General features: G+C 67.1%; 20 protein-coding genes and 3 pseudogenes. 15 read left to right on the top strand and 8 right to left on the bottom strand.

Translation table 11 applies throughout. The features are described 5' to 3' along the window. Positions 1–89: 89 nt before the first annotated feature. Together sdhA and EET13_RS06055 are read left to right on the top strand one after the other, a co-directional pair. Positions 90–1,847 carry a succinate dehydrogenase flavoprotein subunit gene (gene sdhA / locus EET13_RS06060; RefSeq protein ID WP_122441432.1) on the top strand — a complete coding sequence of 586 codons (1,758 nt, stop codon included), beginning with the start codon at positions 90–92 and terminating at the stop codon, positions 1,845–1,847. After that, positions 1,847–2,641 (top strand): succinate dehydrogenase iron-sulfur subunit, encoded by a 795-nt coding sequence (locus tag EET13_RS06055; protein ID WP_122441431.1) that lies wholly within the window; start codon positions 1,847–1,849, stop codon positions 2,639–2,641. Before sdhA ends, EET13_RS06055 begins: the two co-directional genes overlap by 1 nt. 73 nt (positions 2,642–2,714) lie before the next feature. Here EET13_RS06055 and EET13_RS06050 read toward each other — a convergent pair whose 3' ends face one another. Beyond that, positions 2,715–3,086 carry a condensation domain-containing protein gene (locus tag EET13_RS06050; RefSeq protein ID WP_122441441.1) on the bottom strand — a complete coding sequence of 124 codons (372 nt, stop codon included), beginning with the start codon at positions 3,084–3,086 and terminating at the stop codon, positions 2,715–2,717. A gap of 132 nt (positions 3,087–3,218) precedes the next feature. Here EET13_RS06050 and EET13_RS06045 point away from each other — a divergent pair. Beyond that, positions 3,219–3,839, top strand: a pseudogene (locus EET13_RS06045) (carboxymuconolactone decarboxylase family protein); the annotation flags it as partial. On the opposite strand, the gene EET13_RS06040 reads toward EET13_RS06045, so the two are convergent. Further along, positions 3,802–4,710, bottom strand: a complete 909-nt coding sequence (locus EET13_RS06040) for a sigma-70 family RNA polymerase sigma factor (protein WP_122441440.1) — start codon at positions 4,708–4,710, stop codon at positions 3,802–3,804. The pseudogene EET13_RS06045 and the gene EET13_RS06040 sit on opposite strands and share 38 nt — an antisense overlap. A gap of 54 nt (positions 4,711–4,764) precedes the next feature. On the opposite strand from EET13_RS06040, the gene EET13_RS06035 reads away from it, so the two are divergent. Then, positions 4,765–6,090, top strand: a complete 1,326-nt coding sequence (locus tag EET13_RS06035) for an aspartate aminotransferase family protein (protein WP_122441429.1) — start codon at positions 4,765–4,767, stop codon at positions 6,088–6,090. Here EET13_RS06035 and EET13_RS06030 read toward each other — a convergent pair. Both EET13_RS06030 and EET13_RS06025 read right to left on the bottom strand, forming a co-directional pair. Then, the gene (locus EET13_RS06030; protein WP_122441428.1) at positions 6,087–8,312 is read right to left on the bottom strand and encodes a VIT domain-containing protein; all 2,226 of its coding nucleotides are present in this window, start codon (positions 8,310–8,312) and stop codon (positions 6,087–6,089) included. The two genes, EET13_RS06035 and EET13_RS06030, sit on opposite strands and share 4 nt — an antisense overlap. Next, positions 8,309–8,917 carry a MerR family transcriptional regulator gene (locus tag EET13_RS06025; protein ID WP_023371328.1) on the bottom strand — a complete coding sequence of 203 codons (609 nt, stop codon included), beginning with the start codon at positions 8,915–8,917 and terminating at the stop codon, positions 8,309–8,311. The genes EET13_RS06030 and EET13_RS06025 overlap by 4 nt, the downstream gene beginning before the upstream one ends. 121 nt (positions 8,918–9,038) lie before the next feature. On the opposite strand from EET13_RS06025, the gene dacB1 reads away from it, so the two are divergent. The 7 genes from dacB1 (at position 9,039) to EET13_RS05990 (ending at position 15,224) form a co-directional block, all read left to right on the top strand. Then, a complete protein-coding gene (gene dacB1 / locus EET13_RS06020; RefSeq protein WP_023371326.1) occupies positions 9,039–10,265 on the top strand; it encodes a D-alanyl-D-alanine carboxypeptidase DacB1 in 1,227 nt (408 codons plus the stop codon). Between the two features lie 10 nt (positions 10,266–10,275). Beyond that, positions 10,276–10,602: a PH domain-containing protein gene (locus tag EET13_RS06015; protein WP_023371324.1), complete on the top strand. Its 327-nt coding sequence runs from the start codon at positions 10,276–10,278 to the stop codon at positions 10,600–10,602. 7 nt (positions 10,603–10,609) lie between these two features. Further along, positions 10,610–11,971: a sugar porter family MFS transporter gene (locus tag EET13_RS06010; RefSeq protein ID WP_023371322.1), complete on the top strand. Its 1,362-nt coding sequence runs from the start codon at positions 10,610–10,612 to the stop codon at positions 11,969–11,971. Beyond that, positions 11,968–13,095 (top strand): N-acetylglucosamine-6-phosphate deacetylase, encoded by a 1,128-nt coding sequence (gene nagA / locus EET13_RS06005; RefSeq protein ID WP_023371320.1) that lies wholly within the window; start codon positions 11,968–11,970, stop codon positions 13,093–13,095. Before EET13_RS06010 ends, nagA begins: the two co-directional genes overlap by 4 nt. Before the next feature lie 266 nt (positions 13,096–13,361). Then, positions 13,362–13,673: a PE family protein gene (locus EET13_RS06000; RefSeq protein ID WP_023371318.1), complete on the top strand. Its 312-nt coding sequence runs from the start codon at positions 13,362–13,364 to the stop codon at positions 13,671–13,673. Further along, on the top strand, positions 13,670–14,863 hold the full coding sequence (locus EET13_RS05995) for a PPE family protein (RefSeq protein WP_122441427.1): 1,194 nt from the start codon (positions 13,670–13,672) through the stop codon (positions 14,861–14,863). The genes EET13_RS06000 and EET13_RS05995 overlap by 4 nt, the downstream gene beginning before the upstream one ends. Before the next feature lie 7 nt (positions 14,864–14,870). Continuing rightward, complete coding sequence (locus EET13_RS05990; protein WP_122441426.1) at positions 14,871–15,224, top strand: WXG100 family type VII secretion target; 354 nt, start codon at positions 14,871–14,873, stop codon at positions 15,222–15,224. Positions 15,225–15,274: 50 nt separating this feature from the next. Here EET13_RS05990 and yhjD read toward each other — a convergent pair whose 3' ends face one another. The 3 genes from yhjD to EET13_RS05975 form a co-directional block, all read right to left on the bottom strand. Further along, positions 15,275–16,315, bottom strand: a complete 1,041-nt coding sequence (gene yhjD, locus EET13_RS05985) for an inner membrane protein YhjD (RefSeq protein ID WP_122441425.1) — start codon at positions 16,313–16,315, stop codon at positions 15,275–15,277. Then, entirely contained in the window at positions 16,312–17,343 is a 1,032-nt protein-coding gene (gene trpS / locus EET13_RS05980; protein WP_122441439.1) for a tryptophan--tRNA ligase, read from the bottom strand. The genes yhjD and trpS overlap by 4 nt, the downstream gene beginning before the upstream one ends. A 385-nt stretch (positions 17,344–17,728) precedes the next feature. Then, on the bottom strand, positions 17,729–18,229 hold the full coding sequence (locus EET13_RS05975; RefSeq protein ID WP_122441438.1) for a DUF2231 domain-containing protein: 501 nt from the start codon (positions 18,227–18,229) through the stop codon (positions 17,729–17,731). 510 nt (positions 18,230–18,739) lie between these two features. Here EET13_RS05975 and EET13_RS32230 point away from each other — a divergent pair. The 4 genes and pseudogenes from EET13_RS32230 to EET13_RS05955 all read left to right on the top strand — a co-directional run bounded on the left by EET13_RS32230 (position 18,740) and on the right by EET13_RS05955 (position 20,302). Next, the gene (locus EET13_RS32230; RefSeq protein WP_280177865.1) at positions 18,740–18,871 is read left to right on the top strand and encodes a hypothetical protein; all 132 of its coding nucleotides are present in this window, start codon (positions 18,740–18,742) and stop codon (positions 18,869–18,871) included. Positions 18,872–18,885: 14 nt separating this feature from the next. Continuing rightward, positions 18,886–19,224: pseudogene (locus EET13_RS05965) on the top strand (polyprenyl synthetase family protein); the annotation flags it as partial. Next, positions 19,224–19,827: pseudogene (locus EET13_RS05960) on the top strand (DUF5914 domain-containing protein); the annotation flags it as partial. The pseudogenes EET13_RS05965 and EET13_RS05960, both read left to right, overlap by 1 nt. Before the next feature lie 88 nt (positions 19,828–19,915). Further along, positions 19,916–20,302 (top strand): DUF2784 domain-containing protein, encoded by a 387-nt coding sequence (locus EET13_RS05955; RefSeq protein ID WP_122441422.1) that lies wholly within the window; start codon positions 19,916–19,918, stop codon positions 20,300–20,302. Between the two features lie 39 nt (positions 20,303–20,341). Here the strand turns inward: EET13_RS05955 and EET13_RS31220 are convergent, their stop codons facing one another. Next, positions 20,342–20,518: a LapA family protein gene (locus EET13_RS31220; protein WP_244604933.1), complete on the bottom strand. Its 177-nt coding sequence runs from the start codon at positions 20,516–20,518 to the stop codon at positions 20,342–20,344. Positions 20,519–20,629 lie beyond the last annotated feature (111 nt).

The following is a 20,629-nucleotide window of genomic DNA, read 5'->3' as shown; positions in this document are numbered from 1 at the left end:
ATGTTTTCGCCACCTCGTTCCCGCAAGCGGGCGGTGCCCCCACGCCCCCGCTACCGGGAGGCGCCCCCACTGCCTCGTTGGCGGCAGTCGTGATCCACCAACACCGATACGACGTGGTGATCGTCGGCGCGGGCGGGGCCGGCATGCGAGCGGCGGTGGAGGCGGGTCCGCGGGTCCGTACCGCGGTGTTGACCAAGCTGTATCCCACCCGCAGCCACACCGGCGCCGCGCAGGGCGGCATGTGCGCCGCGCTGGCCAACGTCGAAGACGACAACTGGGAATGGCACACCTTCGACACCGTCAAGGGCGGCGACTACCTGGCCGACCAGGACGCCGTCGAGATCATGTGCAAGGAAGCCATCGACGCGGTGCTCGACCTGGAGAAAATGGGGATGCCGTTCAATCGCACCCCCGAGGGCCGCATCGACCAGCGCCGCTTCGGCGGGCACACCCGCGACCACGGCAAGGCGCCGGTGCGCCGGGCCTGCTACGCCGCCGACCGCACCGGCCACATGATCCTGCAGACGCTCTACCAGAACTGCGTCAAGCACGACGTGGAGTTCTTCAACGAGTTCTATGCGCTGGACCTGGCGCTCACCCAGACCGCAGCCGGTCCGGTGGCCACCGGGATTGTTGCCTATGAGTTGGCGACGGGCGATATCCATGTTTTCCATGCGAAGGCCATTGTCATCGCCACCGGCGGCTCGGGCCGGATGTACAAGACCACCTCCAACGCGCATACCTTGACCGGCGACGGCATCGCCATCGTCTTCCGCAAGGGACTTCCCTTGGAGGACATGGAGTTTCACCAATTCCACCCGACCGGGCTGGCCGGCCTGGGCATCCTGATATCCGAGGCGGTGCGCGGCGAGGGTGGCCGGCTCCTCAACGGCGAGGGTGAGCGCTTCATGGAGCGCTATGCCCCTACCATCGTCGACCTGGCACCGCGCGACATCGTCGCCCGCTCAATGGTTTTGGAGGTCCTGGAGGGCCGCGGCGCCGGCCCGCACAAGGACTACGTCTACATCGACGTGCGCCACCTGGGCGAGGACGTGCTGGAAGCAAAGCTGCCCGACATCACCGAGTTCGCCCGCACCTACCTGGGCGTGGACCCGGTGCACGAACTGGTCCCGGTCTACCCGACCTGCCACTACGTGATGGGCGGCATCCCCACTACCGTCACCGGACAGGTCCTGCGTGACAACACCCACCCGGTGCCCGGCCTGTACGCGGCCGGCGAGTGCGCATGCGTGTCGGTGCACGGCGCCAACCGGCTGGGCACCAATTCGCTGCTAGACATCAACGTGTTCGGTCGCCGCGCGGGCATCGCCGCAGCCAACTATGCGCGCGGCCACGACTTCGTCGAGATGCCGCCGGAGCCGGCAGCCATGGTTGTGGGCTGGGTGAACGATATTCTCTCCGAGCACGGCAACGAGCGGGTCGCCGACATCCGTCACGCGTTGCAGCAGACCATGGACAACAACGCCGCGGTGTTCCGCACGGAGGAGACCCTGAAGCAGGCTTTGACCGACATCCATGCGTGCAAGGAGCGGTACTCCCGAATCACCGTGCACGACAAGGGAAAACGCTTCAACAGCGACTTGCTCGAAGCCATCGAACTGGGCTTCTTGCTGGAGCTGGCCGAGGTCACCGTCGTCGGGGCGCTGAATCGCAAAGAGTCCCGCGGCGGGCATGCCCGCGAGGACTACCCCAACCGCGACGACGTCAACTACATGCGCCACACCATGGCCTACAAAGAAATTGGGGCCGAGCTGCTCAGCGACATCCGGCTGGACTTCAAACCCGTCGTCCAAACCCGCTACGAACCCAAGGAACGGAAATACTGATGACGGCTGACGACGCTGTCGAGCCCCGGTTGGAGCCCCCGTTACCGCCCGTTCCCGAGGGCGCGGTGATGGTGACGGTCAAGATCGCCCGGTTCAACCCCGACGACCCCGAGCGGTTTGCGGCCACCGGCGGCTGGCAGAGCTTCCGGGTGCCGTGCCTGCCCAGCGATCGGCTGATCAACCTGCTGATGTACATCAAGGGCTACCTCGACGGGACGCTGACGTTCCGCCGGTCCTGCGGGCACGGCGTCTGCGGCTCGGACGCCATGCGCATCAACGGCGTCAACCGGTTGGCCTGCAAGGTATTGATGCGTGACCTGCTGCCGAAAAAGCCCGGCAAGCAACTGACCATTGCCGTCGAGCCGATTCGCGGGCTGCCGGTGGAAAAAGACCTCGTCGTCGACATGGAGCCGTTCTTCGACGCCTACCGCGCGGTCAAGCCGTATCTGGTCACCAGCGGCAATCCGCCTACCCGCGAACGGATTCAGAGCCAGGCCGACCGCGCCCGCTACGACGACACCACCAAGTGCATCCTGTGCGCGGCCTGCACCACCAGCTGCCCGGTGTTCTGGAACGAGGGCAGCTACTTCGGCCCGGCCGCGATCGTCAACGCACACCGCTTCATCTTCGACAGCCGCGACGAGGCCGCCGCCGAACGCCTCGACATCCTCAACGAGGTCGACGGGGTATGGCGCTGCCGGACCACGTTCAACTGCACCGACGCCTGCCCACGCGGCATCGAGGTGACCAAGGCCATCCAAGAGGTCAAGCGCGCCCTGATGTTCTCGCGCTGACTTCCTCTCGCGAGCAGCCGCAAAAGCTCCACCACGCCCGGCGTGTCGGGGGCTTTTGCGGCTGCTCGCCAGGTCAAGCGGGCACCAGAGCTGGGCAGGCCCTCAGCAGCTGCTCGACAACGCACTGCCAGGACGGCGCATCCATGCACAGGTGACTGGCACTGAGCACCACCCGTTCCGGAGCGCCGGGCAGTAGCGACACCGCGAACAACCGGCCGGTGCGCATGTCGAAGGAAGCGCGTTGCCGCGCGATGACATCGACGTCGGTAACCCCCGGGGGTTCCACGGCCCAGCCCCAGCCACCGCCCGGACGAGCCGCCCAGCAGTCGAAGAACGGCTCGAACACGGTGCCCAAGGCAGGGTAGGCGGCGAAGATCTCCTCTACCACAGCGCGGATACGCCCCTGGTCCACACGCGACCTGGCAACCAGCACAGCGGTGTGCATCAGCGGCTCGATGTCCTCGAGCCCCGGCAGCTCAGCGATATACGAGTAGGACGACACGACGCCAGACTGCGAGCCCACCCTCGGCGAATCCTTGGCGGATCCTTGGAGCCGTCACACTTTCACGACCTGTCTCGTCTGATGGGTATGACACAGAAAACCCGCATCGAACCCCTGCCTCCACAGCGCGCCGGCCTGCTGGTGCGCGCCATGTACCGGGTCGCCAAGCGGCGCTTCGGTGAGGTTCCCGAGCCGTTCACCGTCGCCGCGCATCACCCACGATTGCTGGTCGCCAACGCCGTCCACGAGACCATGCTGCAACGCGCCTCGCGAACGCTGCCCGCCAGCGCGCGCGAACTCGCGGTGTTCTGGACCGCCCGCACCATCGGCTGCTCATGGTGTGTCGATTTCGGCGCGATGCTGCAGCGCCTCGACGGTCTCGACGTCGAAAGGCTCAAGGACATCGACAACTACGCGACCTCGCCCCGCTTCAACGACGACGAGCGCGCCGCCATCTCCTACGCCGACGCGATGACCACCGATCCTCATTCGGTGACCGACGAGCAGGTCGCCGACCTACGGGCCCGCTTCGGGGATGCCGGCGCAATCGAGCTGACCTATCAGATCGGCATCGAGAACATGCGGGCGCGGATGTACGCGGCGCTGGGGATCACCGAACAGGGCTTCAATTCCGGCGATGCGTGCCGCGTCCCGTGGGCTACCGAGCCGAGTCAGGCCGCAGTGGCGACCCGGTAAACTTGTCGGGGTTGGCGATATCCCATATCGCACAGACCTTTCCGTCGCGCACCGTCATCGCGGTAATCCGTGGTGCCATGTCCCGATGATCGTCGGTGCCGGCGAAACCCGTTGTGTAGGCGCCTAATTCGCCGTTGACCAACGCCAGCTGATTCGCCGTGAAGAATGCCGGGCCGTAGCGTCGGGCCAGGCCGAACATGAACCGAACCACCTTGTCTGCGCCGTGGATGACCTGAACGGCGGTGGACGCCTTGCCATTCGAGTCTCCGGTAAAGGTCACGTCGGGATGCAGCAGCGACACCACGGTCTCCAGATCCCCGGCGGCCATGGCGGCCATCAACCGGCCGACCACCTCGTTGTGGGTGGGGTCCGGCTTCGGCGGCGCATCGGCCGCCTCCGACGCCAGGGCCTTGCGCGCCCGCGACGCCAGCTGCCGGGCGGCGGCTTCGTTGGCGCCCAGCACGTCGGCGATGTCGGCGAACGGGACCGAGAACCCGTCGTGCAGCACGAACGCGACCCGCTGATCGGGCGACAACCGCTCCAGCACCACCATCGCCGCAAACCGGGCATCCTCTTGTGCGACAACAACTCCCAGCGGATCAGCGCCGTCGAATCCGGTCACCACCGGTTCTGGCAGCCAGTTGCCGGTATACGTTTCCCTGCGATGCGCCGCCGACCGCAACCGGTCCAGACCCAGCCGGCTCACCACGGTGGTGAGCCAGGCGCGCAGGTCTTCGATCGCCCGATCCTGCGCTGACCAGCGCAGCCAGGCTTCCTGAACGATGTCCTCGGCGTCGGCCACGGTTCCGGTGAGCCGGTAGGCGACCGACATCAGATGCGGTCGCAGGGCCTCGAATTGGGTGACCCGCATCCCAGTGGCAGACAGTGCCATGGCTTCGAGCTTAACCGCTACGCTCGCCAACAAATGACGAGCAACCTCTGGCTACATTTCGCCCGCCACGGCGCGGGGATCACACCGCCGGTCATCACCCGCGGCGACGGCGTCACCATCTACGACGACCGCGGCAAGAGCTACCTCGACGCGCTGTCCGGGCTGTTCGTGGTCCAGGTCGGTCACGGCCGTGGCGAGCTCGCCGAGGCCGCCGCGCGCCAGGCGGGCACGCTGTCGTACTTCCCGCTGTGGGGATATGCCACCCCGCCGGCGATCGAGCTTGCCGAGCGGCTCGCCCGCTATGCGCCCGGGGACCTGAACCGGGTGTTCTTCACCAGCGGCGGCACCGAGGCCGTCGAAACGGCCTGGAAAGTCGCCAAACAGTACTTCAAGCTCACCGGAAAACCGGGCAAGCACAAGGTCATTTCGCGGGCGACCGCCTACCACGGCACCACCCAGGGCGCGCTGGCCATCACCGGCCTGCCGGCGTACAAGGCACCCTTCGAGCCGGTCACCCCGGGCGGGTTCCGGGTGCCCAACACGAACTTCTACCGCGCGCCGGGGCCGTTTGACACCGACATCAATAAGTTCGGCCAGTGGGCCGCCGACCGGATCGCCGAGGCCATCGAGTTCGAAGGGCCCGACACCGTGGCCGCGGTGTTCCTGGAACCCGTGCAGAACGCCGGCGGTTCCATCCCGCCGCCGCCGGGCTATTTCCAGCGGGTCCGCGAGATCTGCGACTCCTACGACGTGCTGCTGGTCTCCGACGAGGTGATCTGCGCGTTCGGACGGATCGGGTCGATGTTCGCCTGTGACGACTTCGGCTACGTGCCCGACCTGATCACCTGCGCCAAGGGGCTCACGTCGGGCTACTCGCCACTGGGTGCGATGATCGCCAGCGACCGGGTCTTCGAGCCGTTCAACGACGCCACGACGATGTTCGCGCACGGCTACACCTTCGGCGGACATCCGGTGTCGACGGCCGTCGCGCTGGCCAACCTCGACATCTTCGAACGCGAGGGGCTCAACGACCGCGTCAAGCAGCACTCCCCGCTGCTGCGCACCACCCTCGAGAAGCTCTACGACCTGCCGATCGTCGGCGACGTACGCGGCGAAGGATTCTTCTTCAGCATCGAACTGGTCAAAGACCGGGCCACCAAGCAAACCTTCACCGGCGAGGAACGCCGATCGCTGCTGGGCCGGGTGTCCGCCGCGCTGTTCGAGGCCGGGCTGTATTGCCGCACCGACGACCGGGGCGATCCGGTAATCCAGGTGGCGCCACCGCTGATCAGCAGTCAGGCCGAATTCGACACCATCGAAGCCACCCTGCACGCCGTACTCAGCAAAGCACGCGATTAAACCCAGAAGCGCCGCTTGGGCAGCACCTTCCTGACCGCCCCGACCGCCTCGCGCACCTGCAGCGCCCCCTCCTCGGTCGGGCTGCACAGGTACCTGGTCAGTGCGTCGCACAGCATCGTCAGCGCCGCCGTCAGCTGGGGTTGGGTCGCCGCGTCGCGATGAGCGATCAGTTCGGCACAGACCTCGTCGAGTCCGGAATCGTCGGCGCCGGCCAGTCCCTTGTCTAGGAGCTTGAGCAATTCCTTGAGGGCGCGTTTGGGCGCGGCCGGTGCACCGCCAAGCGGTACGGCGCTAGCCATCGCGCCGACGCCGCGCGCGGCAGCCGCCGCCGGAGCCGGCAGGAACCCCACCGCCGTTCCGACCCATCCCGACGGCTCCTCGACCGGCTGGACCACTTCGGTGAGCGGGCCGGCCTCGGTGCGCTCGGGATCAATGGCCACGAACGCGGTGAACCTCGACAGCACTCCGAACCGGATCGAGTGCGCGACCAGACGCGCCGCCAGCTCCTGCGAGTCGCGGCCCGACGCGTAGTCGTCCTCCAGGTCACGCACTACCGAGCGGGCCCAAATCGTCTGCACCGCAAAAGCTTCCGATGCAACCCGGGCGGGTAGAGCCGCCCGGAGCGGGCCGTCGGCGGCGTCGGCCTCGACGCGCAGCGTCACCTCGGTAACCGGGCCACGATAGCGCCCGGAGACCACGCAGGGCACGCCGGCGAAGGCGTCGGGTACCCGGCTGGGCGTGGTGCTGCCCTCGACGATCTCGAGACCCTCGGCGCGCACCCGCACCGAGGTGAGCGCCGGACGTCCAATGGTCCGGGCCAGCCGGGACATCGCCTCGTCCAGGCGGGCTTCTGACTCCACCAGCTCGGCGCGGCCGCGGCCCAGCCGGGCCAGCCGGTCCAGAAAGCCGGCGTTGACGGCACGGTCGATGCCCACGCAGTAGATCCGGATGCGCCCCAGCGACGGGGCCAGGGACCGCAGCAAGTGGTCCTCGCCGGTGATCTGGCCGTCGGTCACCAGGACCACGCTGGCCTGCCGGCCTTCCTCGGAGCCGGCGAGCATCTGCACGGCCCTGCGCAACGGCTCGGCCATCTCCGTGCCGCCTCGGCTGCGCAATGAGCCCAGCCACGACGCCGCGGCGAACCGGTTCTGGTCGGAGCCCGCAACCAGCCCCGGCGCCATATCGGTGGGCACGTCGATGCGGTCGTCGAAAGCCAGCACACAGAACCGGTCGACGGTGTCGAGCATGTCCACGATGCGCCCTGCCGCTCGGCGCGCGGCGACCATCTTCCAGCCGCCCATCGACCCCGAACGATCCAGAACCACAACCACATCGCGTGGCGCGCTGGACGGCTCGGCCGGTGGCACCAGGGTGACCGACCAGGTGCCTTCATCACCGTCGGCATCCGGAACCAGCAGCGCCGACGATGACAGCGCGCCGCGGTCGAGGCGGAAGCGCAGCACGAAATCACGGTCAGCCCGAGTGCCCGGCTCCACTCGCAGCCGGGTCGGCCCGTCGGCCGAGTCTTCGAGCACGGCGGTGGGAAGTGAACTACGCAGGTCCGAAACGGGCAGGCCGGCGCCATCGACGGTGACCGAGATGTGCAGGTCGGGTCGCTCGTCGCAGTCAGCCAGCCGTGGTGGCGTGACCCGTGACGCGTCAGGCACCATATCGGTGTCGCGCGCCACTCCTGGACCCGTCTGGTCGCCGGGCACCGGGGTTCCGGTGGTGTAGCGATGGGCCACCACGAGCGGGAAGCGGAAGGTGGCCTCGCCGTCCTCGAATGCCAGCGGGCCGGTCAGCCGCAGTTCGATGGTGGCTTCCTCACCCGGCCCGAGATTGCCCACCCGCACCGAGAACACATCGGAGCGGTCCTCCTCGACGATCGCGGCCCGCTGGCCCGCGGCCAGGGCCTGCTCGTAGTCCGTGCGGGCCTGGGCGCGCTCTTTGAGGACTCCGATCACCCGCCGCCCGGCCAGCGATGCCGCGAAATCGGTGACACCAGCGCGAGCCGGCAACGGAAACACGTAGGTCGCTTCGACGCTGGTTTCGCCGGAGTTGACGAAACGCTGGCGCACGGTCGAGGTCGCGGTCATCCCGACGACGACGGTGTCCACGCTGATCGCCTTCAGCGGCAGCCGCCGCCCATCCGCGGAGGTCAGCTCGCCGCGTCCGGTGGGTGCGGCAGCGACGGGGATCAGGGGCAGCAAGGTGGTGCTCATCGAGAGTCCTTTCGGGTAGCGGCCTGGGTAGCGGCGAGCAGCTCCAGCAACGGCGTGGCGGCCTGCCGCAAGGTGTCGAGGGCCGGCAGTGGGCCATCGACGAGCACCGTGACGGTGTCGGAGAGCCGGACGGCCTGAAGGCGGGCGGCCGGCGCCGGGGCCGTGTTCGGCGCCGGGGCCGGGTCGGCGGCGGGCGCCGGGGCAGCCTCCGGCACGGCACACCAGAAGCGGCCGGCGGCCCGCGACATTTCCGGGGCGGGCTCGAGATCTCCGAGGTCGGCCGGTATGACGCCGGGCGGAATCGCGGCCAGCGACGTCAGCTCCGCCGCCGACATCGAGGTCAAGCGCGCACCGATCTCCTCGAGCGACAAACCCTTGCCCTGCAGCCGCTTGATGGCGACCAGGCGCAGCAGGTGGGTTCGTCCGTAGGTCAGCGCACGTCCGCGGGTTCCGGGGCGCGGCAGCAAACCGCGCGCGGTGTAGTAGCGAATCATCCGCTCCGCCGGCATGGCCTTGGCCTGGCGGTTTTCCGGCGCCGCGCCCGACGCCCGCACGGCCGTGGCGGCCAGCGCGGCGAATTCGGGCAACGTGAGCAGTGACGGCATGATTATTTGACAGTGTTATCCATATAAATGACACTGTCAAATAGTATTTTTTAACTTCCGCCTCATTAGTCACAGCGCGGCGTCCGGCGATCCGCCGGACCATCGCCTAATCTGCACAGCGATGTACTTCTTACGCGCCGCATCGTGCCTGGTCGCAGCCGTATTCCTGGCAGTCGGACCGGCCGCCGTACCGACCGCGCAAGCCGAACCCAACGCCGAGGCAAACAGCGCCGGAAATTGCCCGTACAAGGTGTCCACCCCGCCCGCGGTGGATTCCTCGGAAGTCCCCACCGCCGGTGATCCGCCGCTGCCGCTGGCGGTGCCCCCGACGCCGGTGGGCGGCAACGCGCTGGCCGGCTGCGGCATCATCACCGCACCGGACACCCCGCCAGTGCCCGGCGACGTGTCCGCCGAGGCGTGGCTGGTGGCCGACCTGGACAGCGGTGCGGTCATCGCCGCCCGCGATCCCCACGGCCGGCACCGCCCGGCCAGCATCATCAAGGTGCTGGTCGCCATGGCGGCGATCAACGAGCTGAACCTCAACAAGTCGGTCGCCGGAACCGACGATGACGCGGCCGCCGAGGGCACCAAGGTCGGCGTCGACGCCGGCGGCACCTACACCGTCAACCAGCTGCTGCACGGCCTGCTGATGCATTCGGGAAACGACGCCGCGCACGCGCTGGCCAGGCAACTCGGCGGCATGCAGATGGCCCTGGAAAAGATCAACGTGCTGGCCGCCAAGCTGGGCGGGCGCGACACCCGGGTGGCGACGCCGTCCGGGCTGGACGGGCCCGGGATGAGCACCTCGGCCTACGACATCGGCCTGTTCTACCGGTACGCCTGGCGCAACCCTACTTTCGCCGACATCGTCGCCACCCGCAGCTACGACTTCCCCGGCCACGGCGACCATCCCGGCTACGAACTGGAAAACGACAACCAGCTGCTCTACCACTACCCGGGTGCCCTGGGCGGCAAGACCGGTTACACCGACGACGCCGGGCAGACCTTCGTCGGCGCCGCCAACCGCAACGGCCGCCGGCTGATGGCGGTGCTGCTGCACGGCACCCGGCAGCCGATCGCGCCGTGGGAACAAGCCGCCCACCTGCTGGACTACGGCTTCAGCACGCCTGCGGGCACCCAGGTCGGCTCGCTGATCGAACCCGACCCCGCGCTGGCGTCGGGCAAGGACAAACCGGCCAATCGCCAGCCGGATGCCTCCCAAGCGGCCGGCCTCATGTCGGATGCCGAGGCTTTGCCGGTGCGGGTGGGGGTGGCGGTGCTCGGCGCCGTCGTCGTGTTCGGGTTGATCCTGGTCGCAAGGTCGATGAACAGCCGCGCTCAGCACTAGACTCTGCGGGATGACTGCCCTGTACGAGGACGCCGGCCTGCTGCTGGACGACGACGGAATCACCATCCGTCGCTACTACTTCCCCTTTGCTGGGTCGAAGCGAATCCCCTACCGCGACGTCAAGGACGTCACGACCGAACAGATGGGCTGGGCGTCCGGCAAGGGCCGATTGTGGGGCGCGACGGACCCGCGCTACTGGTTCCCGCTGGACCTGAAGCGGGGCAGCAAGAACACGCTGCTGGTCCTCGATGTGGGCAGTCGGGTCAAACCCTGTATCACCCCCGAGGATCCCGACCGCGTCATCGGTCTGCTCAAGTCCCGGATACCGGCCAGCTGAGCTGTCCGTGCAGCGGGGAATACTGGTCGGGCTCACCGCGGCCAGCGTCGGCCTCATCTACGGCTACGACCTGTCCAGCATCGCCGGAGCGCTGCTGTTCGTCACCGAGGAGTTCGGTCTCACCACACGCCAGCAGGAGCTGCTGACCACGACCGTGGTGATCGGCCAGATCATCGGGGCGCTGGGGGCCGGCGTGCTGGCCAATGCGATCGGGCGCAAGAAGTCGACGGTGCTGCTCACCGCCGGCTTCGCGGTGTTCGCGCTGCTCGGCGCGTCGGCCGTCTCCTTGCCCATGCTGCTGGTCGCGCGCCTGTTGTTGGGGGTGGCCATCGGTGTGGCGGTGGTGGTGGTTCCGGTGTACGTGGCCGAATCCGCACCCACGGCGGTGCGCGGTTCGTTGCTGACCGCGTATCAGGTGGCCATTCTCAGCGGCATCATTCTGGGCTACCTGGTGGGTTATCTGCTGGCCGGCTCGCACAGCTGGCGGTGGATCCTGGGGCTCGCTGCGGTGCCCGCGACACTGCTGCTGCCATTGCTGATGCGCCTGCCCGACACCGCTCGCTGGTACCTGCTCAAGGGCCGCGCCGACGACGCGCGACGAGCGCTGCTGCGCGTTGAACCCGAGGCCGACGTCGATACCCAGCTGGCCGACATGGCCGGCGCCCTCGGCGAAGGCCGCGGCCGGGTGTCCGAGATGCTGCGCCAACCCTATCGGCGCGCCACCGTGTTCGTCGTCACCCTCGGCTTTCTGGTCCAGATCACCGGGATCAACGCGATCATCTACTACAGCCCGCGGATCTTTGCCGCCATGGGTTTCACGGGTGATTTCGCGTTGTTGGGGCTGCCCGCGCTGGTGCAGCTGGCCGGATTGTCGGCGGTGTTCGTTTCGCTGTTTTCGGTCGACCGGTGGGGCCGGCGCCCAATCCTACTGTCGGGCATCGCGATGATGATCGCCGCCGACGGCCTGCTGGTCGTGACATTCAGCCATAGTGCCGGCAGCGGATTGATCGGCGGATTCGGCGGCGTGCTGCTGTTCATCGTCGGTTTCAACTTCGGGTTCGGCTCGCTGGTGTGGGTGTATGCCGGCGAAAGCTTTCCCTCCCGGCTGCGGTCAATGGGGTCGAGCGTGATGCTCACCTCGACCCTGACGGGCAACGCGATCGTCGCCGCGTTCTTTCTCACCATGCTGCATTGGCTCGGCGGCGCAGCCGTTTTCGCGCTCTTCGGGGCGCTGGCTGTGATCTCCTTCGTGGTGGTCCTCGGGTATGCGCCGGAGACCAAGGGCCGCGAGCTCGAGGAGATCCAGCGGTACTGGGAGAACGGCGGTCACTGGCCTACCGAACCGTCCCCAGCCCCGGAAACTCGGTGAGCCTGATCCACGCCGGCGCCGCCGTCATCGACGGGCAGGTGTGCCGGCCGGGCTGGGTGCAGACAGCCGGCCCAACGATTTCGGCCTGCGGCGCCGGCCGGCCGGCGCAGCCGCCCGACGTCGATTTCCCCGACGCCCTGCTGGTGCCCGGCTTTGTCGACATGCACGTGCACGGCGGCGGCGGCGCATCGGTCACCGACGGCGACATCGGCCGGGCGGCGAGGTTTCACGCGCGCCACGGCACCACGACCATGCTGGCCAGCCTGGTCACCGCGGCGCCGGCAGCCTTGCTCGATGCCGTGACTCGTGCCGCCCAAGCGACCCGGTTGGGCGCCGTCGCCGGCATCCATCTGGAAGGACCGTGGCTGAGTCGAGCGCGCTGCGGCGCACATGATCCCACGCAGCTGCGCGCCCCGGACCCCGCCGAGATCGAGGCGGTGCTGGCCGCCGCCGACGGCACCATCCGAATGGTGACACTGGCTCCCGAGCTGCCCGGCGCCGACCGGGCGATCCGTCGCCTCCTGGATGCGAACGTTGTTGTGGCTGTGGGCCATTCGGATGCCACGTACGAGCAGACCCGCCATGCCGTCGAACTCGGCGCCACGGTGGGCACCCACCTGTTCAACGCGATGCCGCCGCTGGACCATCGCGCACCCGGGCCCGCGCTGGCCTTGCTGGCGGATCCCCGGGTGACGGTCGAACTGATCGCCGACGGCGTCCACGTTCACCCGGCCGTGGTACGGGCGGTGATCGCGGCCGCCGGCCCTGACCGGGTTGCCCTGATCACCGACGCGATGGCCGCCGCCGGATACGGCGACGGAGCATACTGGCTGGGCTCGGTGCCGATCGATGTCGAGTCCGGGGTGGCGCGGGTGCGCGGGACGTCGACCATCGCCGGCAGCACGGCCACCATGGATGAGTTGTTTCGCGGCGTGGCCGGACCCGATCCGGACGACGACGCGCTGGCCGCCGCGGTGCAGATGACCTCGACGACCCCGGTCGGCGCTCTCGGGCTGGCGGGCATCGGCAGTCTGCGGGCCGGCCTGGACGCCGATCTCGTTGTGCTGGACCGAGATCTGCGGGTTGCCGCGGTGATGGCCCACGGCGAGTGGATCGACTTCTGACGATCGGCTGCACCGCAAACCCATGGCACGCGGCGCTTAGCCTGGCACGTCTTCATCCTGTTCATCCCGCACCGCAGCGGTCGAGAAGCTGCGAAGCGGTTGTGTACACCCAACGCCGGCTGATCATTGCGTTATGCAACTGTTTCCCTACGGTATATCTCGCATGGCGCGGCCCTTGCGAAGCATGCACAATAGGCGCCGGTGTTGCTCGACCAGACCGGGACCGAGCAAGGAGGCAAGACGCGATCAGAAGGAGTGCGAGGGTAATGCTGCGAGTCGTTCCCGAAGGTCTGGCAGCCGCCAGCGCCGCGGTCGAGGCGCTCACCGCGCGGCTCACGGCCGCGCACGCCGGCGCCGCACCGCTGATCACGGCGGTGGTGCCCCCGGCAGCCGACCCGGTCTCGGTGGCGACGGCGGCCGGGTTCAGCGTCCAGGGCGACATTCATGCCACGGTTGCGGCCGGCGGCGTCGAAGAGCTCGGGCGCTCCGGTGCCGCTCTCGGCGAGTCCGGTATCGGCTATGCCGCCGGTGATGCCGTGGCTGCGTGCGCGTACGGGATTTCGGGCGGCCTGGCATGACGGCACCCATCTGGTTTGCCTCGCCACCAGAGGTCCATTCAGCGTTGCTCAGTTCCGGTCCCGGTCCCGCTTCCCTGTTGACGGCCGCCGCGTCGTGGACGTCGCTGAGTTCCGAATATGCTGCTGCCGCAGAAGAACTCGCTGCCGCGCTAACGGTGGTGCACACCGCAGCGTGGCAAGGGCCGAGTGCAGAGAGCTACGCGGCCGCCCACGCGCCGTACCTGGCCTGGCTGACCCAGATCAGTGCCGACAGCGCGGTGATGGCAGCCCAGCACGAGGCCGCGGCCGGAGCCTATGCCAGCGCGCTGGCGGCCATGCCGACGCTGGCCGAACTGGCCGCCAACCACACCACGCACGCGGTGTTGGTGGGGACGAACTTCTTTGGCATCAACACGATTCCGATTGCCCTCAACGAGGCCGACTACATGCGGATGTGGGTCCAGGCGGCCACGACGATGAGCGGCTATCAGGCCGTTGCGGGCACGGCGCTGGCGTCGGCACCTCAGACCACACCGGCGCCGGTACTGCTCAATGCCGGCCTGGGTGCAGCCGCTGCCATCCCGGGCATTGCCGCCACAGTGGGCGAACTGCCGATCATCATTGTGATATTGATCCAGATCATCCTGATATCACTAGAGATCCTGTTCGCCATCGTGGCATATGCCATCGTCATCGCGCTCATCACGCCGCTGCTGATATTCACCTACGCGATAGTCTTCGCGATCCTGGCGCTCATCCTGGGACCGCCGTTGCTGCTGATCGCATCGCCATTCCTGCTGGGCGGGTCACTGCTTGCGCTGCCGGCTGCGGCGGCGATTCCGTTGTCGACGGCGTTGCCGATCGGGATTACTCAGTACCTCGCGGCTGACGCCGAACTCAAGACGGCCGACGCCGTGCCCGTTGCCGCGCCCGCGGTGATGGCATCGGCGGTAAGCGAGTCTTCTCCCGTGCGGTCCGCGGCGAGCCGGGCTCCGGAAGCAAGACTGGTGTCGGCTGTGGAACCAGGTTCGGTGGTGGCTTCTGACCAGGGCGCGGGCCTGTCCGGGTTTGCCGGCACCGCCATCAAGGAGACCGTCACGCAGCCGTCGGGGTTGGCGGATGTGCCGGCCGGCGAGCTTGCCAGTGGTGCACGGATGCCGATGCTGCCGGCGACCTGGGAGTCGAAACCGCTTGCAGCATCCGGTCATTGAGACGACGATGAGCAGCCCGAAACCACTCGGAGAACAACCGTTATCAGTATGTTGGAGCCATATTCCACAGCTGGTCGCGCCCCAGTCGGTATTTGCCGCCACTGCAGGGTTGATGCGGCACAGGATCGATCAGGCCGAGCAATCAGCGACGGCGGCCCAGGCGTTTCACGTCGGGCAGTCCGCGGCGGCTTTCCAGAGTGCCCACGCCCGTTTCGTGGCGGCCTTTGCGCAGGTCAACGCCTTGCTGGACATTGCGCAAGCCAACCTGGGCGACGCCGCGGGCACCTATGTGGCCGCTGACGGCGCGCGACCAGGCCGAAGCCGCCACGTGGGGTGGCTAGCTCAGCTGGTGCCGGATTAGCCGCTGCCCCAGGTTCTTTCAGGCTCAGAAACCACTGGCAGCCGTCGCCGTCAACCCGGTCCGCGGGTTCGCCGCCGCAGTAATCGTGAAAACGTCAGAGCCCCAAAGGCTCCGGTGGCCACCGCGACCAGCGCCTGACGCGCGGCAAGGCCCTCGTTGACCTGTATTCGCGGCCGGATGATCGCGGGGCCCGGCGGGTCCACATGCTTGGCACGCGGGTCCTCCTCGGAGTCGGTGGCCGCCCACGCAGTGGAAAACAGCACGAGGTAGGCGGTGACATAGGCGAAGACCATCAAACCCAGCACCGGCCCGAACGTCGCGCCCGCCGGACTTCGCAGGACCGTCCGCAGGTAGATCGAACCCACCTGCTTGAACAGCTCGAACCCGACGGCGGCGATCAAACCGGCCCGCATCGAGGTGACGAAGCGCCCCGACTGCCGCGGCAGCCGCGCGATCATCCAGGTGAACAGCAGCCACGACACCACCACCGACAGCACCACCGAGATCGCCCGGAAGAGCAAGTCCAGCACCGAAAGCTCCGGTATTCCAAGCCATTTCAACGCCGCAGCCATCGGCCGCAAGTAGCCCAGCGCGGTCAGCGCAATGGTGGCCATGGTCACCACGAAGGTCCCGACCATCGCCGCCAGGTCAGAGAGCTTGTTACGTACGTAGTTCCCCAATTCGACGGGATGTGCCCACATCTCGCTCAACGCCACCCGCAGATGCGACATCCAGCCCAGCCCGGCCCACGCCGCAGTGGCCAGGCCGATGACGCCGACGGATGCCCGCGCGTCGATCGCCGAGTTCACCAAGTCGATCAGCTGCTGACCGAAGGCGCCCGGAACCAGTGCCCGGATCCGATCGTAGGTCATGTTCAGCAGCCTGTCGTTGCGCGACAGCGTGAACCCGACGACGGCGAAACCGACCATCAGCAACGGGAACAACGCGAAGATCGTGTAATACGTCAGGCCTGCCGCATAGAATCCGCCCCGGCGCTCGCTGAACCGTGTGTAGGCGCGCACCGCATGGTCGAACCACCTGTACCGGGCCCGCAGCCGATCGAGGATTCCAGGCTCGGCCGGCTCGCTCATGGCAGGTGATTACCCCTTTGCGGTAGGAAACCAAGCCTTTCATAGACCCGCTGGACGGTTTTGCTGGCGACATCATGGGCGCGCTCGGCTCCGGCCTGCAGCACGGACTCGAGTTCGGCCACGTCGGCAGTCAGCTCGTCCACCCGGGCCTTGATGGGGCTGACGTAGGCGACGACGGCCTCGGCCGTGTCTTTCTTCAGGTCGCCGTAACCGCGGCCGGCATAGCCGTCGACCAGGGCGTCGATGCCGACCCCGGTCACCGCCGACTGGATGCTCAGCAGATTCGACACACCCGGTTTGGCGTCCGTATCGTAGCGAATCTCCCGTTCACTGTCGGTCACCGCCGAGCGAATCTTCTTGGCCGACAACGCCGGATCATCGAGCAGGCTGATCAGCCCGGCGTCGGCGCTGGCCGACTTGCTCATCTTCGACGTCGGGTCCTGCAGGTCGTAGATCTTGGCGGTGATCTTCGGAATGAGCACATCGGGAACCACAAAGGTGTCCGGGAACCGGCTGTTGAACCGCTGCGCTATGTCGCGCGCCAGCTCCAGATGCTGGCGCTGGTCCTCCCCCACCGGCACCAGGTCGCTGTCATAGGCCAGCACGTCGGCGGCCTGCAACACCGGGTAGGTGAACAATCCGACGGTGGTGGACTCGGCGCCCTGCCGACTCGACTTGTCCTTGAACTGGGTCATCCGCGACGCCTGACCGAAACCGGTGAAGCAGCCCAGCACCCACGCCAACTGACTGTGAGCCGGAACGTGACTCTGCACGAAGATGGTGGCGCGCGCCGGATCGATGCCCAGTGCCAGGTATTGCGCGACCGTGATCAGGGTCCGGCGGCGCAGCGCCTCCGGATCCTGCGGCAGGGTGATTGCGTGCAGGTCGACCACGCAGAAGAACGCGTCGTGGTCGTCTTGCAGCGCGACCCACTGGGTGACCGCGCCCAGCGCGTTGCCCAGGTGAAGCGAATCGGACGTTGGCTGCACGCCGGAGAAAATGCGGCGAGATCCGGTGGGGGTGCTCATGATGCCCCTGATCTTGTCACGCAGATGGTGGCTCCCCGAAAGTCGGTCCATCCGATCCGTCGAGCCGAGTCGTGTTCCATGTCGGTCGGGTTGATATCGCCGCCACAGGGAATGAGGTGTCGCTTCAGGTGGCGTCGCCTGCCGGAATCAGGTACTGCGATTAAGCTGGCTGTCGGCGACTGGGTCGAGCGAGTTCGCAGCCGACACCGACGCTATCCGGCCCTCGTTATGAGGAGCCCAGCCGACTTCGAAAACCCCACCACCCACCCGGCAAATACTGGCTGAGCTGGTATGATGCCGGACTGCGCGGCAGAACTGACGGTCACAGCACCGGCCTGCTCAGCCAACACATCCGGATCCGCTGATCACCCGCGGCTGGCGCCGGTCACCGAGCATGTGGCGAGCCGGCCGGCTGACCCGACAATGAACTCGGTGCATCGGTGTGGGCGCCCTCGTCAACACCGACGCCGAGGCGCTCGACCAACTCTCCGCCCATCCAGCCGGTGATGACGGCCAACACGACTGCGGCAAAGCTACCGACCAGCGCCCACGGCCTGGGTGTCCAGCCGCCGGGCTGCCAGCGCAGTAGCCAACTGCCCGCGAAAAGCAACACCACAACCACGTTGCCCAGTCCGTGCACCAGGCCTATGCGCTTGGCTCGGGTATTGCCAGGAATTCGGAACCAGTCGATCCATCCGAACGGCGCGGCTATTAGCCCGCCAACGATTCCGGCGGCGATGGCATACGCCGCGGCAACGGAAAACCCCGATCTGTCAGTAACCAGATAGATGATGTCGAAGACCACCGCAGTAGCCAACACTCCGAGAGGAAAGGGAATCAACATTGGGTGGATCGCATGGCCGAGCGCTTTCGCACGGCTCTCTATGGCCGCCTCCCTTGCAGATGTAACCGATAGCCGTCCCGGGAAGTACCCGCGGGTCGCGGCGCCAAACAAAATTGCAAAGGCGGATGCCGTCATGTATTCGCCCCTCGGGCTCGATCACAGTCACCTCTAGCCGTCCTGCTCCCAAAGGCCCCGTGCGGCCGACCGTGCCCGCATGTCGCCGGTTTCATCAGCCACACGGTGCTCGGGGTCGCTGCCGCGACGAGCACGCAGACCGTGCTGCCCTGCACCAACCTCGAGGGACCCGAGGGGTGGCGGCTGCCCAGAATTGGGGCGATCACGTCGAAGTCCTTGTCAACGGCGAGCAAAGCGCCACCGCGCTTTTGGCGGCCGCGGTCATGGGAAGGTCGCGGATCGACGGTTGCCGGCCAGACCACGATCGGCCGGCACCGGCCGGGATTCCACGGCATCTTGCGGAGCGGCGTCGGATAATCGCTAGATACTGCGCTGCCGTCATCGGCGATGCGACCTCAAAAAGCGCTGGGGGCGGCGATGAGCGAGCGAGCCGGCAACGATTTCGCGGACGCATTCTTGATGCTGTTCGGCGACTTGGCTTACCCGGCTGAAATGACCGCCGTCGGGCCGGGTTTAGACCGTCTGCATCGGGTAATTCTGCGGTGGTGAATCACCTCGCCCGGTTGGCCCCGGAGCGTCTGTATCAACGCCCAGCGCCTACGGATCCAATCCGCATTGGTGACCTCGACGCCTGGCGGGCAGGCATCCGCCGGACTGTGCTCGCCAACGTCGCCGGATTCGTGGCCGCCCAATGCGCAGGCGAGTTGGCACACCTCTTGCCGGCGGACTGCGCGGATGTGCTTGTGCAATTTGTCAACGGCGGCAAGTGTTTACGGTCGACATTCATGTATCTGGGCTGGTTGAGCGGAGCGCCCGCAAGCGATGTGGCGCTATCCGCAGCCGCCAGTCTCGAGCTGTCGCACGCATTCGCTTTGCTGCAAGACGACGTGATGGACAATTCGGCGAGGCCCTCGATGGCAACGACTGCCGATTCGGATGGGCACCCGTACCCTGTCACGACGACGGAGTACTGGTCTGGGTCCGTCTCGACTCGGTCGGCGGCGAACCGGCGCTAGACCAGCCGATCATTCCCGACCGGCCACGCGGTGCGACGTTGTCGTCAGTCACCAGATTGGTCGGTGCCTGCCACGGCGCGTGGTTTCATCCCTACTCCTTCACCCGGCTCGAGGTGCTGGCCACTCCCAGCAAGGCTGACGATCGCTTCCTCGTCTCGGTCTCCTTTCCGGATGGGACGCATCGGGGTGCCAGTCATGGCGAAGTTCACCTGCCCCGACGCACGCACCGTCGCCATGCGCATCATCGAAGGCGAAGGAGTCGGTAGCGTCGTCGAAACCCACGCCACCCCAGTCGGTTTCGGACCTGACGGGCGCGCACGCACCGCCGTGGTCGAAGCCACCATTGCTCAATCGGATCGCCGGGGATTCGCCCAGGCACGGCGGGTGGCAACGCTCATCACACCCCTGATGCGCTACGCCGCGGCGCGGCTATGGCGTGACGACTTGGCCTACGCCGAGCGGCGCTACCGGCTGCGCACCGGCCGCTAACGGTGGAGTTACTCCAATCCCTGCTGGACTTTGGCGAGGATCTTCGGAAGCGTGGGCGCATGCGCTCTGTTGTACTCCCGCTCCTGCCATGAGAAAGCCGTATGTTGTCCTGGTTGTGTTCACGGCGATTACCCACTTCGCCTACCTGATCTATGTGCCCAGCGGCGGATTCTTGGCGTTGCGATGGCCTCGCACCGTGTGGTTGCACGTGCCAACCGTGTTGTGGGGCATCGGCGTGGTGGCGTTACCGTTACCCTGCCCGCTGACCGCGCTGGAACAGTGGGCACGCGCGCACGCCGAAATGAACCCTTTGCCCACAACCGGATTCATCGATCGCTACGTCGCTGGCATCTTCTACCCTGCACACCGCACTCGCCTCGCTCAGGCCTGTGCGTTCATTGCCGCCGGCATTTCTTGGATCGCGTTGGCGAAACAGCTGCGCCGAAAGGCTATTCGGCGCGCGTACCAATCGTGAGCGGCACGTCGCCATCATCGGAGGCCGGCAGCTCGAGGATCATTGGCGTTTCGATTTCGCGGCACGGCCCAGCTGGACCATGCGGGCGACACCGATCAGGACGACGATCGCGGCCCCGCACACGGCCGAGAGGAGGTAAGCAACTCCCGTCGGCAAGCTCCAATCCCAGGTCAGGAAGTGCATGGCGACCGGTTCGGTGTTTTGGGCAATGAACACTAACCTCGATTTTTCGCGCCGGTGGGGTTCGGGGGCGCTGAGCCACGAAAAGTGCTGAGCGGTAGCTATTTTTGGGCTTGGGGTGTGTTTAGCCTGCCCGTGTCGCCGGGG

The sequence above is a fragment of the Mycobacterium attenuatum genome (genome assembly GCF_900566085.1).
GTDB lineage: Bacteria > Actinomycetota > Actinomycetes > Mycobacteriales > Mycobacteriaceae > Mycobacterium > Mycobacterium attenuatum.
Note: the sequence above shows the minus strand (reverse complement) of the source record. Positions and strands in the feature narration are given on the sequence as shown.

What these genes read in the sequence shown, in the direction of transcription:
- EET13_RS06035 (WP_122441429.1), top strand. Translation starts at nt 4,765, where the DNA reads ATGACGAGCAACCTCTGGCTACATTTCGCCCGCCACGGCGCGGGGATC.
- dacB1 (WP_023371326.1), top strand. Translation starts at nt 9,039, where the DNA reads ATGTACTTCTTACGCGCCGCATCGTGCCTGGTCGCAGCCGTATTCCTG.
- EET13_RS06040 (WP_122441440.1), bottom strand. Translation starts at nt 4,710, where the DNA reads ATGCGGGTCACCCAATTCGAGGCCCTGCGACCGCATCTGATGTCGGTC.
- EET13_RS06055 (WP_122441431.1), top strand. Translation starts at nt 1,847, where the DNA reads ATGACGGCTGACGACGCTGTCGAGCCCCGGTTGGAGCCCCCGTTACCG.
- yhjD (WP_122441425.1), bottom strand. Translation starts at nt 16,315, where the DNA reads ATGAGCGAGCCGGCCGAGCCTGGAATCCTCGATCGGCTGCGGGCCCGG.
- EET13_RS06015 (WP_023371324.1), top strand. Translation starts at nt 10,276, where the DNA reads ATGACTGCCCTGTACGAGGACGCCGGCCTGCTGCTGGACGACGACGGA.
- EET13_RS05995 (WP_122441427.1), top strand. Translation starts at nt 13,670, where the DNA reads ATGACGGCACCCATCTGGTTTGCCTCGCCACCAGAGGTCCATTCAGCG.
- EET13_RS06000 (WP_023371318.1), top strand. Translation starts at nt 13,362, where the DNA reads ATGCTGCGAGTCGTTCCCGAAGGTCTGGCAGCCGCCAGCGCCGCGGTC.
- EET13_RS05955 (WP_122441422.1), top strand. Translation starts at nt 19,916, where the DNA reads ATGAGAAAGCCGTATGTTGTCCTGGTTGTGTTCACGGCGATTACCCAC.
- EET13_RS06030 (WP_122441428.1), bottom strand. Translation starts at nt 8,312, where the DNA reads ATGAGCACCACCTTGCTGCCCCTGATCCCCGTCGCTGCCGCACCCACC.
- EET13_RS06025 (WP_023371328.1), bottom strand. Translation starts at nt 8,917, where the DNA reads ATGCCGTCACTGCTCACGTTGCCCGAATTCGCCGCGCTGGCCGCCACG.
- EET13_RS32230 (WP_280177865.1), top strand. Translation starts at nt 18,740, where the DNA reads ATGAGCGAGCGAGCCGGCAACGATTTCGCGGACGCATTCTTGATGCTG.
- EET13_RS06050 (WP_122441441.1), bottom strand. Translation starts at nt 3,086, where the DNA reads ATGCACACCGCTGTGCTGGTTGCCAGGTCGCGTGTGGACCAGGGGCGT.
- trpS (WP_122441439.1), bottom strand. Translation starts at nt 17,343, where the DNA reads ATGAGCACCCCCACCGGATCTCGCCGCATTTTCTCCGGCGTGCAGCCA.
- EET13_RS05990 (WP_122441426.1), top strand. Translation starts at nt 14,871, where the DNA reads ATGAGCAGCCCGAAACCACTCGGAGAACAACCGTTATCAGTATGTTGG.